Annotated in this window: 11 protein-coding genes and 2 pseudogenes; 10 read left to right on the top strand and 3 right to left on the bottom strand. The window is 70.0% G+C overall.

Going from position 1 to position 14,666, the window contains the following annotated elements; genetic code table 11:
• Positions 1–857 precede the first annotated feature (857 nt).
• Positions 858–1,660, bottom strand: a pseudogene (locus ACWDVB_RS10300) (helix-turn-helix domain-containing protein).
• 136 nt (positions 1,661–1,796) lie between these two features.
• Here ACWDVB_RS10300 and ACWDVB_RS10295 point away from each other — a divergent pair.
• Both ACWDVB_RS10295 and ACWDVB_RS10290 read left to right on the top strand, forming a co-directional pair.
• Positions 1,797–2,195, top strand: coding sequence for an MmcQ/YjbR family DNA-binding protein (locus ACWDVB_RS10295; protein ID WP_451514324.1), 399 nt, complete (start codon positions 1,797–1,799; stop codon positions 2,193–2,195).
• A complete protein-coding gene (locus ACWDVB_RS10290) occupies positions 2,192–2,566 on the top strand; it encodes an MmcQ/YjbR family DNA-binding protein (protein ID WP_451514325.1) in 375 nt (124 codons plus the stop codon). The genes ACWDVB_RS10295 and ACWDVB_RS10290 overlap by 4 nt, the downstream gene beginning before the upstream one ends.
• Positions 2,567–3,130: 564 nt before the next feature.
• Here ACWDVB_RS10290 and ACWDVB_RS10285 read toward each other — a convergent pair.
• Complete coding sequence (locus ACWDVB_RS10285; RefSeq protein WP_451514326.1) at positions 3,131–4,087, bottom strand: ArsR/SmtB family transcription factor; 957 nt, start codon at positions 4,085–4,087, stop codon at positions 3,131–3,133.
• A gap of 85 nt (positions 4,088–4,172) precedes the next feature.
• On the opposite strand from ACWDVB_RS10285, the gene ACWDVB_RS10280 reads away from it, so the two are divergent.
• From ACWDVB_RS10280 to ACWDVB_RS10270, 3 genes and pseudogenes are all read left to right on the top strand, one after another.
• Complete coding sequence (locus ACWDVB_RS10280) at positions 4,173–5,246, top strand: alpha/beta hydrolase family protein (RefSeq protein ID WP_451514327.1); 1,074 nt, start codon at positions 4,173–4,175, stop codon at positions 5,244–5,246.
• A gap of 141 nt (positions 5,247–5,387) precedes the next feature.
• A pseudogene (locus ACWDVB_RS10275) lies at positions 5,388–5,637 on the top strand (helix-turn-helix domain-containing protein); the annotation flags it as partial.
• A 175-nt stretch (positions 5,638–5,812) separates the two neighbouring features.
• Entirely contained in the window at positions 5,813–7,267 is a 1,455-nt protein-coding gene (locus ACWDVB_RS10270; RefSeq protein WP_451514328.1) for a serine hydrolase domain-containing protein, read from the top strand.
• A gap of 411 nt (positions 7,268–7,678) precedes the next feature.
• On the opposite strand, the gene ACWDVB_RS10265 is transcribed toward ACWDVB_RS10270, so the two are convergent.
• Positions 7,679–8,683 (bottom strand): helix-turn-helix domain-containing protein, encoded by a 1,005-nt coding sequence (locus tag ACWDVB_RS10265; RefSeq protein ID WP_451514329.1) that lies wholly within the window; start codon positions 8,681–8,683, stop codon positions 7,679–7,681.
• Between the two features lie 243 nt (positions 8,684–8,926).
• Here ACWDVB_RS10265 and ACWDVB_RS10260 point away from each other — a divergent pair, with 243 nt between their 5' ends.
• The 5 genes from ACWDVB_RS10260 (at position 8,927) to ACWDVB_RS10240 (ending at position 14,644) form a co-directional block, all read left to right on the top strand.
• Positions 8,927–9,325, top strand: coding sequence for a peptidoglycan-binding domain-containing protein (locus tag ACWDVB_RS10260; RefSeq protein WP_451514330.1), 399 nt, complete (start codon positions 8,927–8,929; stop codon positions 9,323–9,325).
• 195 nt (positions 9,326–9,520) lie between these two features.
• Positions 9,521–9,733: a peptidoglycan-binding domain-containing protein gene (locus tag ACWDVB_RS10255; RefSeq protein WP_451514331.1), complete on the top strand. Its 213-nt coding sequence runs from the start codon at positions 9,521–9,523 to the stop codon at positions 9,731–9,733.
• A 972-nt stretch (positions 9,734–10,705) separates the two neighbouring features.
• Positions 10,706–11,605 carry an alpha/beta hydrolase family protein gene (locus ACWDVB_RS10250; protein WP_451514332.1) on the top strand — a complete coding sequence of 300 codons (900 nt, stop codon included), beginning with the start codon at positions 10,706–10,708 and terminating at the stop codon, positions 11,603–11,605.
• A 235-nt stretch (positions 11,606–11,840) separates the two neighbouring features.
• Positions 11,841–13,286 carry a CocE/NonD family hydrolase gene (locus tag ACWDVB_RS10245; RefSeq protein ID WP_451514333.1) on the top strand — a complete coding sequence of 482 codons (1,446 nt, stop codon included), beginning with the start codon at positions 11,841–11,843 and terminating at the stop codon, positions 13,284–13,286.
• Positions 13,283–14,644: an MFS transporter gene (locus tag ACWDVB_RS10240; RefSeq protein ID WP_451514334.1), complete on the top strand. Its 1,362-nt coding sequence runs from the start codon at positions 13,283–13,285 to the stop codon at positions 14,642–14,644. Before ACWDVB_RS10245 ends, ACWDVB_RS10240 begins: the two co-directional genes overlap by 4 nt.
• The last annotated feature ends 22 nt before the right edge of the window (positions 14,645–14,666 follow it).

Genomic DNA, 14,666 nt, shown 5'->3' with positions numbered 1-14,666 from the left:
TCGTCCAGCCTTGTGAAGACCATCCGCTCCATCCCGACCGACGCCCACGTCAGCCACTCGCGCACGATGTCGGCCTCGGTAGTGGACGGGCACAGCGCCCACGGCGCAGTGTCTGGCTTGACGAGGTCGGGTTACCCGGTGACGGCGAGCCGGCCTGGTGCACGCGCCGTGGCCGGGTACGGCCGCTGACCTACTGGGCGGCCCGCCGTATTCTCCAGCGGGCAACCGAGCACGAGCATCTGGGCATGAACTGGACTACTGGACTCTCCATGATGCGAGGCACACCGCGGCCACCAGGATGGCCCGCGACCCGAATCTCACCCTGGTGGAGGTGCAGTCGATTCTGCGGCATGCGCATATCAGCACCACCACCCTGTACACCCCTGTACACCGCTCTCAGGTGGCCGACTGTAGTGCGCGGCGAGTTTGTCGACCAGGTCGTCCAGACCCACACCCGGAGGCGCTGTCCACTCGCACCCTGCGCCGCCTCACTCAGGCGGCGCAACGCTCGGCGAGGCCGCTCCCGCCCTGCCCGGCGGTGAGGCGCAGTGACTCAAGCTCGCCACCGAACTCGACCGCGACCAGCACGACGCCTTGTTCGTGCGGGGACGAACCCAGCGTCGGCCTGTACCCGCTCGACGTCCGCGTCCTGCTCGGTGTGCTGCAACGCCTGGTCGACAACGGGGCCACCGTCGTCTTCATCGAGCACGATCTCGACACGATCGCCAACGCCGACCTCGTGATCGACCTCGGCCCCGGTGGTGGCGTGCACGGCGGACGCATCACCGCCACCGGCACCCCCGGCCAGGTCGCCGACAGCCCCGACAGCGTAGGTGCGGGCTTGTGCCGCGCCCGCCTCACATGCCGGTCTTTGTTTCGCGGGCCGCGAAGGCGGCCGGTTAGTGAGACCGGTGTGGCTACGGAAGAAGCGGCCGAAGTTCGCGGGATCAGTGAAGCCGAGATGGATGGCTACAGCCCGGGCGTCCCAACCGGCACCTCCCAGCAGGCGCCGGGCTTCGAGCAGCCTCCGCTCGTCGATGACCTCACGCACCCCCTTGCCGGTGGCGTCCCGGGGCGCGCGGCTGAGGGTGCGAACCGAACAGTCGAGCAGCCCGGCATAGTCCACGGCCCGGTGCGATTCCCGGAAGTGCAGCCCCAGGGCGTCCAGGAACCGTGCGTACGTGTCCCCACGGCCCGCGCCACTGGCCGCCGCGCCGGTAGGGGTGAGGTCCGGGGAGTGGGCAAGGCGCAGCAGCAGCGACTCGAGCAGGCTGCGCCGCAGGGCGTGGTGGACATCGAGGCGGCGGCGCCCCAGAGCGCGGTGCTCGTCCAGGAGCTGGAGCGCCGTCTGCCGCAGCCAGGCCGCGTCATCGGGGTCCGGGCTGAGAACGGCAGGGGCCCCGTGCTCGGTGAGCGGGGCCAGCAGGTGGGCTGTGCCGGACGGCAGCACATCCGGCTCGAACGGGATGAACGGACCGCGGGCAGTGCCCGGCGGATTCCACGGCCAGTCGTCGTGCTCGGCAAAGAAGTCCTCGACGGTACTCACCTCAAGGCCGTACGGAGTACCGACCGGGGGCTGGAAACCGTACAGCGGAACTGCGGCCTGCCCGCTGCGTCCGACTCCTGGAGAACGCCCGGGGTGTCGCTTGGCGACCATCACGTGTCCGCAGTTTACTGCCCGTTTTGCCCGCTTCGGGGAAAGGATGGGGGGTGTACCGCCGCGATCACGTGGCGCGCCGTCCACTGTCCTTGGTCGGTCTCCCCGCCCCTCGCCTCCCCCAGGAAGGAAGACGCTCATGAACGGAGCGACCCTGCAGACGTTCGCCGCCGGTTGTGCGGAGGGATTTCCCGGAGCCCAGCTGGAGCATCCCTTCGGCCCGGACTGGGAGGTCTTCAAGGTGCACGGCAAGGTGTTCATGCTGATGACCAGCGTGCCGGGCAAACCGGTCGTGATCCTGAAGTCGGAGCCGGGTGAGGGTGAGGCCCTGCGCGAGACGCATGCCGACGTCACCCCCGGCTACCACATGAACAAGAAGCACTGGATCACGCTGGAGGCCGGCGACTCGATCGACAAGAAGCTGGTCGAGGAGCTCGTCACCGAGTCCTACCGGCTCGTGGTCGGCAACCTTCCCCGATCGAACCAGCCGGTCGATCCGGAAACGTACGGCACCCGTTCCCAGGCTGCGCGACGATGACGATCACCGGAAAGCGGCTCCAGGACGTTGCGCGCAGTACCGCGGGGAATCTGCCCGGTGTCAGCAACGGTCGCCCGTTCACCGAGAAACTGGACGTCTACAAGGTGGCGGGGAAGGTGTTCCTGATCGTCACGGACGACCCCGACGAGCAGATCATCACCGTCAAGGCCGAGCCTGACCGCGCGCGGTCCCTGCAACAGGAGCACGAATGCGTCGCTCCGGGGCGATACCTCGACAAACGGCACTGGATCTCCGTGAGTGCGGGTCAGGGCATCACCACAGGGACGGTGAAGGACCTCGTCGGCTATTCCTACGACCTCGTTCTGGAATCGGTGCCGCGCAAGCGGCGGCCCCGGGAAGCGGGACAGTAGTCGGCACAGCCGGACACCGCCGGGCACGCACGGGATGCGCTGACCCTGCACACCATGTCGGGTGGGGAGTGGCGCGCGTTCGTCCAGGTCCTTGACGCCGTGGACGGCGCCGGTGGGGGATACGACGGCCCCGGGATCGCCGGCCGGGCCCGTGCGGCAGGTGGAGTTCAACGCGTTCCTCGACGACGACTGGCTCAAGCAGCACGGCGTCTACTGACAGGCGAGGGGGGCGGGGAACGGCCTCTCCCCTCAGCCAGTCCTCCTGAGCGGAGGCCCGATCGTTGTTCAGAGAAGCGGTGATCTTCCACAACGCCCTGGACATCGCGGAGATCGTCCGCCAGCTCCTTGAGGAGTGCTGGGAGATCGACCCGGAGGACCTGGCTCCGCGACCAGGCCCTACGCGCCGAGGGCTTCAGGACCGCGGCCTGACCGGGCGAGGCCGGGGGCGGTGCGGTCAGGCCGAGTCCCCGAGCACGGCAGCCTGCCCCGCCAGGGCGGGTGGACGGCCGTCGCCGGTGGCGACGGGCCGACCCACTCTGTCTGTCTTGTGGGGAACTACGGCGGTCAGTCGCCCGCAACCAGCGTGCCGAGGGCCGTGCGCTGGTGGGTGACCGAGCGGCCTGTGCGGGTCGTCGTCGCCATGCCTGCCGATCTGAGCGCCGCCGCGTGGGACGAGGCCGTCGCGTTGCTGACGTGGAGGGCGCGGGCCAGGGACGTCGTGGTGTGAGGCTCGGCGAGGAGGCGCAGGGCGTCCAGCCGGGTGCGGCCCAGGACGGCGGCCAGAGTCTCGGCGACGACGACCGGGCGCCCCGCAGTGGGCGGGAGCCCGGGACCGGCTGGGTACGTCAGGACTGCGGGATGGCCCGGGGTGTCCTGAAGAAGTGGGCCCGCCGGGTGGTGGAAGGTGGGCAGCAGAACCAGGCCGCGCCCCTCGAGGCAGACGTCGCGGTCCGGCGCTGCGCCGGGCCATTCCCACACATCCTCGTGGAGTCGGCTGCCCGGGGCCAGGCCGGTCAGCGTGGCGGCCACGCCGTGCTCGGCGACCGTCAGGGCGTAGCGGGTGAACTCCTCGCGGTGCAGCTCCTGTACGACGGACCAGACCGGGGCGAGGACCTTCTCGTACGCGGCTTGCTGGGCGCGGTGCAGGGTGCGCCAGGCCGTCTCGTCGCCCGCGTGCAGGCCGCGGATCCAGCGAGGGGCGGGCGCCGCCCCGTAGACCCGCTCCAGCTCGGAGCGGACGAGACCGGGGCTGGTGGCGCGGATCTGTTCGAAGCCGTCGGCCATGGTGTCGCCGAGGACGTCGAGGAAGGAGGGCGGGCGGCCCGCCGGAACCAGGTCGGCGAGCGGGTCGATTGCGGCCGGGAGGGAGCGCAGGACACGGCCGCGCCACGACGCGAACAGCGGCCCGCCATGCTGGGCCACGGCTGTCGTCAGGGCGGCGTGCAGCTCCTGGAGCGGCGCCGGGCGGGGTGCGAAGCGGATCCGGGCGTAGTCCTGCGCGGTGAGTTGGATTCGCAGCACCCTCACAACTCCTCGTCCTGGGCCAGCCTTTCGGCCAGGGCCTGAACCTTCGCACCGTTACGGCCCACGCCCCAAGGATGTTCGTATGACTTCTCGACGCACTCTTCTGAAAGGCACCCTATTCGGGAGTGCCGCCGCCCTGCTGCCCACGGCTGCGTCCGCCTCCGCCGGCGGCCCGTTCCTCCGCCTGCCCGCGCCCGCCGGCCCGTACCCGGTAGGCATGCAGACGGTCCATCTGACGGACCCGGCCCGTACCGACCCGTGGGTGGGGGGCGTGCGGGAGCTGATGCTGACCGTCCTGTACCCGGCCCGATCGGTACGCGGCTTCTCCCGGGCCCCGCAGCTCACCCCGGACGAGGCCGGGGTGTTCGCCGAGTACGCGCCGCACGTTCATCCGGGACTGCCGGAGCCGGGAGCGGTGAACTGGGGCGCAGTCCTCACCCACGGGTACGTGGGGGCGCCGCCGCTGCCCGGGCGGCGGCCGGTACTGGTGTACTCACCCGGCGGCGGTGACTCCCGCACGCTCGGCACGACCCTCGCCGAGGACCTGGCGAGCCACGGCCGGGTGGTCGTCCTCGTCGACCACCCCGGTGATGCTTCTCAGGTGGAACTGCCGACCGGGATGCGAACGACCGTCCTGATCGGACCGCCGGACCCGGCGACCTTCCGCACGATGATCGACACCCGGATCGCGGACCTCCGCCTGGTTCTGGACCGGCTCAGCGATCTGCCGCTCGCACCGGTCATGGACCTCTGCCGGATCGGGTTGTACGGGCACTCCGCAGGCGGCACGGCGGCGGTGTACGCAGCCCACCACGACCGCCGGGTCGGCGCGGTCGCGAACCTGGAGGGCCACCTCGACCTGTACCCGACGCCGGTCGAAGCCCACCGGCCGCTGCTGCTGTTCCGCACCGACGGATTCGAGGGCGCCGCCCGTATCGAATCCTCCTGGGCACGCCTTCCCGGCCGCCGCGTGCTGCTCGCCGACGCGAACCACTGGGCGTTTACCGACTACGGCTCGCTCGTCGCACGGCTCCAGAGCGCCGGCCTGGTGACAGCGGCAGCGCGTGCCACGCTCATCGGCACCGGCGACCCGGTTGTGACACTCGCTGAAGTGCGGCGCCGGGTGGGGACCTTCTTCGCCCGCCATATGTTGTAGCGGGACTACGAGGAGGCGACCGGTGGCCTGCTGCGGCCGCACGACAGGGCGTCGGTCGTCGGTCGTCAAACGAATGACGACAGGCGCGACGGGCGTCCAATGAACTCGGCACTCCCGGGCCTGACGGCAAATCAGTTCCGGGTGGTGGCGAAGCAACTGCGGGTCAGTGTGCGGTCGGTGCAGCGGTGGCGCCGTTCCTGGCAGCACGGCGGCTCGCAGGCACTTCGTTCCCGGGGACCGGCCGCGCGTCCCAACCTGAGTGAGGCCCTGTTCGCAGTGCTGGAGCAGGAGTTGGCCAGGCCGCGGGGCCGGTCGCGCACGGCCTGGCCGGACCAGACCTGGACCCTGGCCTGGATCAGGACACTGATCGGGCGCCGGTTCCACACGTCGTCTCTCGCGCTGCGGCCACGTGTCCTTCACCCAACCGGTGACCCGGCGGAAGCACCGCGGCGGCAGTAATTGCTCCCTCAGGGTGAGGCGCACCGTACGCCACTTGCGCACGGCGTTCCAAGATGCGTACGGTGTGTGCAACTGGAGGACGACGTACGCACTGGACAGGGGTAAGCATGTCGAAAAACGTGAACTGGGACGAGCAGGGCAACTGGCACGCCAAGGGCGAGTGGGGAACCCGCAATTCGGCGGGCCGGAATCTGGACCTCGCCCACTGGCAGTCCCGGCTCGACGCCCTGCGCGCCAAGCACCACGTCCCAGCGGCCTCACTGGCGATCCTCACCAACGGGACCATCCATGAACTGGCCAGCGGCATACTCCACCGCGGAACGAACGTCGAGGCGACAACCGACTCCGTCTTCCAGATGGGCTCGATCGCCAAGGTCTACACCGCCACCCTGATCATGCAACTCGCCGATGCGGGCCGACTGGACCTGGACGCACCCGTCACAGACGTACTCCCGCAGTTCTCAACCGCCGACTCCGAACTGACCAAAGCAATCACCACACGCCGACTGCTCAGCCACACCAGCGGCCTCACCTGCGACTTCACCTATGACAGCGGACGCGGCGACGACTGCCTCGCCACATACGTCGAGGCCGCCAAGGACGTACCACTGGACTGCCCGCCCGGCGAGGCACTCTCGTACAGCAGCATCGGGTACAACGTGCTCGGCCGCATCATCGAGGTACTGACCGGCAAGGTCTGGGACGAGGCACTGAAGGACCTGCTCCTCACCCCGCTGGGCCTGGACCACACCATGACCCTGCCCGAGCAGGCCCTGCGGTTCCGCGCAGCGATGAGCCACCTGGGCGAGCCGGGCCAGGACCCCGACCCGGCGCCGTCCTGGGACTTGATGCCGCGCTCAGCAGGCCCCTACGGCCGGGTCATCGCCACCGCCGGAGACCTCGCGCGGCTCGCACAGATGCACCTCGCGGGCGGAGTGGCGCGGGACGGTGCCCGGGTACTCTCCGAGGAGACCGTCGCGCTGATGCAACACCGGGTCGTGGACTCTCCCGACAAGTGGTCGGTCAGCGCCGACGGCTGGGGCCTGGGCTGGACCCTCTACGACTGGAACGGCATCCAGGGCTACGGCCACGACGGCGCCTCCATCGGGCAGTACGCCTATCTGCGCGTCGTCCCGTCGGCGGGCGTCGCGGTCGCGCTGCTCACCAACGGCGGCGGTGCGCGCGAGCTGTACGCGGCGCTCTACCGGGAACTCCTCGCAGAACTGGCCGGGGTGACGATGCCGGACGCCTTCACCCCGCCGGCCAAGCCTCCCGTGGTCGACTTCGCGCCGCTCGTCGGCACATACCGACGCGAGGGCGTAATCATCTCCGTGACCGAACGGGATGGAGAGGGACACATGACGTACGAATTCGTCGACGGCATGAAGGACTTCTCCGAACCTCTGGAGATCGAACTGATACCGGTGACAGAAACGGTCTTCGCCGGTACAGGGGTGGGCGCGGCGTTCAGCGAGGGCCACATGCCCGTGATCTTCTCCACGCTGCAGGACGGCACCGGATGCGTGTACATCGGCATGCGCTGCGGCCCCAAAGCCGCATAACACGGCTACACCGACCGAAGCCAAGAGGCGGCCCCCGCGTGCGCCAGTGAAGCCGGAATACCGGTGCGGGGAGGCCCTCATCAGTGACTGCTGGCCCGCGGTCGGCGAGTGCGGCGCTGTCCAGGAGCGGTTCTTCTGATCAGTAGGTGCAGTGGGCGGGAGGATTGCAGTGGCTCGGTAGCTAGTTGTTGCGGCCAGGGGGAAACGTTCACGGCGAGCACAATCCGTCCCGCGAAGCGCGGCATCGGCAGAGAAACCAAAAGGTCACGCAGGGCGTTCGGGGACCGGGAACGTTGCGCCGGAGCCACGGCCGCGCAGGCTTCGCCCTCTTCCGCCACCACAACTTCCTTGGACAGCAGCACGGCCCATTACCACCGCATGCGTGGCAGGGCCGTTCGTTGGGCAGATCCGTCAGGCGGTTAGGTGGGGCTGCCGCCCGTTGAGGAGGGCGATGCCGAGGGGGGTGATGGTGTACAGGGTCGTGTTGCGGTGTCGTCCACTGTAGACGAGCGCGGCCTCGCGGAGGGCGGATAGGTGGCGGCTGGCGTTGGACGGGGTGGTGCCTACGAGGCGGGCGAGTTCCCCGGTCGTCGCGGTGCCGTCTGCGGTGGCCTGTAGTAGTCGGGCTCGTACCCCGCCGAGCAGGTCTATCAGAGGGGCCGCCGGGGCCGGGGCGGCACGGTTGGAGTGTGTCCAGCCCGGTTGGTGCGTGATGGGGTAGACGAGGACGGGCGGCCGGTCAGGGTCGTACAGGCCGGTGGGGCTGTAACGGCAGAAGAAGGACGGCTGGAGTACGAGACCGCGCCCCTGCAGATGGAGGTCTCGATCGACAGGGTAGTCCAGCTCCAGTACGGGATACCTCCAGCGGGCCGACGGATGCAGGGTGCTCAGGGCCGCCTCCAAGCCCCCTTTCGCAAGCAGCGTCGTGCGCCGCAACCGGTCCTGCGCCACCGCACCTCTGACGTGCTCCCAGTAGGGCGCCAGACACGCGTCGAAGTAGTCGGTCGCCGCTCGGGCCAGGCGGTCCATGGCCTCCGTCCCGCCCTCGGCCAGGCGGGACGACCAGGAGGGGAACCGCACTGCCGGATGCTGTCGGCGGAACTCCTGCAGATCGTTGCGGACAACGGTGGTGGGTGTTGCTCGCAGGTCCTCTGCCTGATCCGCCAGACTCGCGCCCCGGGCCAGGGTCGGGGTCAGGAAGTCCACGCAGTATCCGCGGGCGGGGGCGAGGAAGGACAGCATCCGTGTGCCCGCCGGAACTCTGGGCAGGACGCGGGTTCTCCAAGGTCCGAAAAGAACGCCCGCGTCGCGGCGCTGCAGCCGGTGCAGGCTGATCGACACCTCCCACAGCGGATCTGGTTCTCCCATGAACACGAGGCGCGTCAGGTCCTCGCCGGTGAAGTGGATCCGTAGCACTCGCCCACCTCCGAACAGGGTTTTTGCGCCCAGGCGCACAGACGTACCGATCGGAGGTAGATCTGACCAGACTTGGACGGGCACGGACGGCGAACCACGCTCCACCCCCGATCCGTGCGCGACTCACGGCTCCGGGCTCAACTTACGGATTGGGCCTCGACGCCGACAAGTGTGCTCCCGGCCAGCCGAACCGCACGGCCGGGGCGAGCGACCCGACCGACCAAGACGAAGGAGATGCACTCGATGAAGTCCTTGCGCCGCACGGCGGCAACCCTGATCGTCACAGCGACCTTGGCGGGCGCCGGCCTCGCCACGACGGCGTCCCCCGCGGCAGCCCGAACCGGTGCCCCGGCGAATACCGTTCAGGACATAGCCGACCAGGACGCATCGGTTCTCGCGCTGTACTGCGGCTACGACGACGCGGTGACGCCGCGCACCATCCGGCGCGGAAGCACAGGGAACACGGTGCGCGAGGCCCAATGCCTCTTGGTCTATTGGGGCTTCAGCGTCGGACCCTCAGGGATCGACGGTGACTTCGGCACCAACACCCACAACGCCACCATCAGGTTCCAGCGCAGCCGCGGACTCACCCAGGACGGCGCGATCGGACCCAACACGTGGCGCGAGCTGCGGGACCGCTGAGGAAGAGGAGTGGAGCTGGTGCGAGGGAACCTGGCAAGCCACGGCCGAAGGGCGGCCACCGCGGTCGCCGCTGCTCTGCTGACAGCGGGCCTGACCGCCGCGACGGTCCAGACAGCCGCGTCACAGCCCCATCCGTCAGCCCCAGCCCCAGCCACCGCCAGTGACGTGGGCTGCGGCTACTACAACGGGCCGCCCGTGTCACTCAAGCCGGGAGACCAGGGCAGGGCGGTCAAGGAGCTGGAATGCCTGCTCGACCGCTGCGGCTACGATCCCGGGCCCATTGACGGGGTGTTCGATCTGAGAACGCGCGATGCGCTGGTCCGGTTCCAACGGGATCACGGCCTGGTCATCGATGGGCAGACCGGCCAGGCGACCTGGCGGGCCCTACGCGCCTGCGGATCGACCTGAGTGACGTCCGCGGCCCTGCGGATGTGAGCGAAACTGGCGCTTGTCCGCTCACAGCGAGATACCCCCGCAGGGCCGCGGCGCCACCGTGGCCGCGTGAGCTTGTGCCTTGACACCCACCCCGGCCATATCGTCACTCTCGGAGCGGGCGCCGACGGCACCGTACCAGGGCACCGAGAAGGGCTGCCCGCGCGGGACGACGCACCGGGGACCAGCCGAGCTGACCCCTACCCAGGCACCCGTGCAAAGGCGCCACGCTCAGGATGCCCCTCGGTGCCCTCGCCGTGAAGTTGTCCAGCTGGCGGCGCTGACCAGCGTCGATGAGGCTCCCCGGCACCGCGATACTCGGGGGGCGTGTGTGTGACGTTGCCTCGCGGTTCGCCTTCGAACTCCGCGCTGCTGGGAGCCGACGTCTATCCGATGACGCGACGTGTGGGGAGATCCTTGCGCGCAAAGCGGCCGCGGGCATGGCGGCTGCCGAACTCCTCGAGTTCGCGATGGAGACCCGGTGACCGTGCACCCGCTCGTCGAGGCGAAGAAGCAGAGCAACCACAACGTCAAACGCGCGTGTGAAATGCTCAAGGTCTCCAGAACCGCCTTCTACGCCCGCCGCAACGGTACTATCGGCCCTCGGCCGGGGTCCGTGACCTGGAGCCGACCGAGAAGATCACCGAAGTCCACGAGAGCTCGCGCGGCACCGACGGAGCCGCAGGACGCGCTCTTCGAGGATCTTGGGCCTTCCTCGGTCAGACCCCCTTCATGCCATGGCGCAGCCGAGTGCCAGGCCCAGGCAACCCACACCCAGGCAACCCGGACCCAGGTGCTCGGATACGGGTAAGACGCTCACGAGCGTGACAGTCCGCTCCGGTGGTCGTGGCACTGGTCGGCGATCTTTTCCGAGCTCCGTTCTCAACGCCGTAACGGTCACTTAATTTTCGAACTCCGCATTTTCCGCCGAGCGTTGAGGAGTTCGACGTGCGCCGTAGAGTCGTTTCGAGACTTGCGGTCTTTGCCGCCGCAGTGGCGACGAGTGCCGCCACGCTGGTCGGCCCGCAGGCTCTCGCCACCGAGCACGTGTCGGCCGCGAGTATCTCCGCGCGTGATTTCGCCAAGGGGCCCGACCCGACCGAGCAGTCGGTGCGGGCCGAGCGGGGGCCGTTCGCCACGGCCACGACGGTCGTGCAGGGGGAGTTCGGCCGTGGCTTCAACAAGGGCACGCTGCACTACCCGACCGACACCAGCCAGGGCACCTTCGGTGCGGTCGCGGTGATTCCAGGTTTCATGGAGCCGGAGTTCACCCAGATCTGGTACGGGTCGACGCTGGCCTCTCACGGGTTCGTGGTCCTCACCCTGGAACCCATCGTGGTCAGCGACTTCCCTGACCCTCGTGGTGACCAACTGCTCGCGGCGCTGGACTGGATGGTGGAGTCTTCGCCCGTCCGCGGCCGGATCGACCCCGACCGGACCGCCGTGATGGGCCACTCGATGGGTGGCGGCGGCACGCTTGCCGCGGCGAACAAGCGGCCTTCGCTGAAGGCGGCGATTCCGCTGGCGCCGTGGCACACCACCAAGGAGTTCCCGAATGTGCGGGCGGAGACGCTGATCATCGGTGCCGACGGTGACGCGATCGCCTCGCCGGCGGGTCACGCCGAGCCGATCTACCAGAACCTGAGGAGCCCGGCCGAGAAGGCGTACCTGGAGCTGCGCAACGCGGATCACTTCACGACCAATTCCTACACCCCGACGGTGACGCGGTTCGTGGTGTCGTGGCTGAAGCGATTCGTCGACGAGGACACCCGGTACGCCCGGTTCCTCTGTCCGCCGCCCGCGCCGGACCCCACGTTCGTCGAGTACCGCAACACCTGCCCGGTCTGACCGGAGCCGTCGGCCGGAGCCATCGGCCGGGGCGCCGCGCGCGTCCCGGCCTACGGACCGGCCGGCTACCAACTGTGCGCATTCCCGGAAGAGGTGGCAAAGGTAAATGCGGCGGCTCTTCGTGCTGTTTCTGCTGCCTGTCCTCGTGGCCGTCAGCACTTCACTGGGAACTCCCGTCGCGAGGGCGGAAGGAGGCTTCGATACTCGTGTCGTAGACGTCCCCGGGCATAAGGGTGTGACGCTGCGCTCGGTCGTAGTGCAGCCGCGGTCGCGGGGGCCGCACCCGCTGGTCCTGATCCCGTCGCCTTGGGGTGGCAACGCGCTGTACGGCATGCAGGTCGCGGCCAGGCTGGCCGAGCGCGGGTACGTCGCGATCTCCTACTCCGAGCGAGGCTTCGGCGGCTCGACCGGCCGTGTCGAGGTCGCCGGTTCCGGGGATGTCGCCGATCTGTCCGCGGTCATCGACTGGGCGCTGGGCGCCACCACCGCCGACCCTGAGCGCATCGGCGTGGTGGGCACTTCCTACGGTGGTGGTGTCTCCCTGCTCGGCGCCGCGGCCGACCCGCGGATCGACGCGGTCGCAGCCCTCAGCGGCTGGTCGGGCCTGTTGTCCTCACTGATCCTCGGTGACACCCGCGCCCGTATGGTCGGCCTGGCCCTGTACCGGTCCGGGATCAGCAACGGCAGCCTGACCGCCGACGCCGACCGGATGTTGCGCGGGTTCATCGATCCCGGCCTCGTGCCGGAGGAGGAGCTGATGCGCTGGGCGCAGGAGCGCTCCCCGATCGGCGTGGTCGACCGCATCAACGACAACGGCACGGCCGTCCTGCTCGGACAGGCGTGGAGCGAGACGGTGTTCCCTCCCGGTCCGCTACTGGATCTCTTCGATGCCTTGAGCGGGCCCAAGCGCATCGAACTGCAGCCCGGCGACCACGCCTCCGTGGAGGTTCCCGGCCTGCTGGGGCTGGGCTCGGTGATCTGGGACTCGGTGTACCACTGGTTCGACGCGCATGTCGCGGGCACCGGCCCGGGGCCGCGCCAAGGGGTCGTCATACGTCCGCGGCCCGGCCCGGAGCGGGCCGAGGAACACTATCCGGACCGGGCGTCGGCGACCCTGCCCGCGCGGAAGCTGCACCTCGGCGGCGGTAACGACGGTGTCCTCGCCGCCCGGCCGGCCGCCGGACCGGCGCACACCATCGACCTGGGCCGCGACACGATGGCCGCGGTCGGCGTCCCCTTGGCGACCTATTCGCTGGAGGCTCTCACGGGCGATCCGCCGACCACCCTGTTGCCGCTGGTGGACCGCTCGGCCGCCGGGGTGTGGCACGGGTCCGCCGCCATGACGACCACCCGGCTACGCGGCGCACCGAGGCTCTCCCTCGACGTGGTGCCCAGTGCGGGCCAAGGCACACTGGTCGCCTACCTGATGGCCGTGGACGGCAATGGTGTCGGCCGCATGATCGGGCATGCCCCGGCCAGCTGGGAGGGCGCCACCGCGGGCGCCCGCCGGACCGTGGAGTTCCGCTTCCAGCCGACCGCGTACGACTTCCCTGCGGGTGACCGGATCACCCTGGTCGTCGACGGCCAGGATCTGCTGTACGCCGACCTGAACAACCGGTCCGGTTCGATCGCCTTCCCCGCGGGTTCTCCGGGCTCGCTGGCCCTTCCGGTGTCGCCATGACTGCCCGACTGTCCCGCGCTCGCCCGTCCTCCAGCCGCCCGCTGGCCGTCATCGCACTGGTCGCGTTCGTGGCCACCGCGGACAACACGCTTCTCGTAGCGACCCTGACATCCATTCAGGCCGAACTCGGTCTGGGGATCGCCGGCGCCCAGTGGCTCGGCATCGCCTACATGCTGACCTTCGCCGGACTGCTTCCGGCTACGGGAGCGCTGCTCGACCGCTGGGGACCGGCAGGACTGCGGGCAGGGCTGGTTCTCTTCGCCTCGGCGTCGCTGGCCGCGGCGCTGGCGTCCGACGCTGCCACCCTCATGGCCGCACGGGTGGGGCAGGGCGCGGGTGCCGCGGTCGTGGTACCCGGCGCTCTGCGGCTGCTGCGTACTCAACTCCCGGCACGTCACCGCGCGTTGGGTGCTGCGGTCTGGACCGCGGCCCTGGCCGCGGCACTTGCCCTGGGGCCGTGGCTCGGCGGTGTGCTCACCCAGCACGGCCACTGGTCATGGATCTTCCTGGCCCACCTGCCGCCGCTGGCCGCCGCGGCGATTCTGCTCGGCAGGCCGGCGCACGACAGGCCCGAGCAGGCCCACACTCCGGTCCCCGTCGGTTCCGCGCTGCTCGCGGTCGCCGCGAGCACGGCGCTGATGGCAGGCATCGTGGGACTTGGACACGGCTGGTCCTGGCTGTCGGCGGCAGCAGGCGTGGCCGCGCTGACGATGCTGGTGCGCCACGACCTGCGCAGCGCGACGCCACTGATCCCCCGCAGGATCGTACGGAACCGGGCCGTGCTCGGTTCGGTCGCGGTCCTGCTGCCCTGGGGGATCGGAGTCAGCGGGGCCGTCTACTTCACCCCGATGGTCCATCAGGGCGCGCTCGCACAAGGGCCTGTGGCGGCGAGTCTGCCGCTGGTCGTCATCGCGATCGCGGTGGTGGTCGCCGCGCCTGCCGTGGCGCCGATGACAAAGCGGTTCGGGGTACGTGCGACGGTCGTGGCGGGCTGCCTGACGGGTGGCTGCGGGTTTCTGGCGCTCGCGGGCACGGCCCATGCGCCCGACCTGCTGTCGCGGGTGCCCGGCATGGTGCTGCTGGGCGTCGGGGCGGCCTGCACCGCGCCGCTGACGGCACACCCGCTCGACACCGTCGCCGAACGGGACTCCGGCACGGTCGCGGCACTGCTCACCGCGGCACGCGAGGTGGCCGCCGCGCTGGGTGTCGCCCTGCTCGGCCTGGTGCTGGCCCGCAACGCGGCGGCGGGTCCCGCGAACGGCTACGCCACGGCGCTGGTCGTCGCGGCCGGGCTCCAGGCCGTCGCCGCGGCCGCTGCGGTGGCGCTGCCGCGTCCGCCGAGGCAGGTGCCCGCGTGACCGCCCACGATCGCGTTCCTCG

This window comes from Streptomyces sp. NPDC003379, assembly GCF_053589195.1.
This window is presented reverse-complemented; position numbering and strand designations above follow the sequence as displayed.

What these genes read in the sequence shown, in the direction of transcription:
- ACWDVB_RS10240 (WP_451514334.1), top strand. Translation starts at nt 13,283, where the DNA reads ATGACTGCCCGACTGTCCCGCGCTCGCCCGTCCTCCAGCCGCCCGCTG.
- ACWDVB_RS10290 (WP_451514325.1), top strand. Translation starts at nt 2,192, where the DNA reads ATGACGATCACCGGAAAGCGGCTCCAGGACGTTGCGCGCAGTACCGCG.
- ACWDVB_RS10270 (WP_451514328.1), top strand. Translation starts at nt 5,813, where the DNA reads ATGTCGAAAAACGTGAACTGGGACGAGCAGGGCAACTGGCACGCCAAG.
- ACWDVB_RS10260 (WP_451514330.1), top strand. Translation starts at nt 8,927, where the DNA reads ATGAAGTCCTTGCGCCGCACGGCGGCAACCCTGATCGTCACAGCGACC.
- ACWDVB_RS10295 (WP_451514324.1), top strand. Translation starts at nt 1,797, where the DNA reads ATGAACGGAGCGACCCTGCAGACGTTCGCCGCCGGTTGTGCGGAGGGA.
- ACWDVB_RS10280 (WP_451514327.1), top strand. Translation starts at nt 4,173, where the DNA reads ATGACTTCTCGACGCACTCTTCTGAAAGGCACCCTATTCGGGAGTGCC.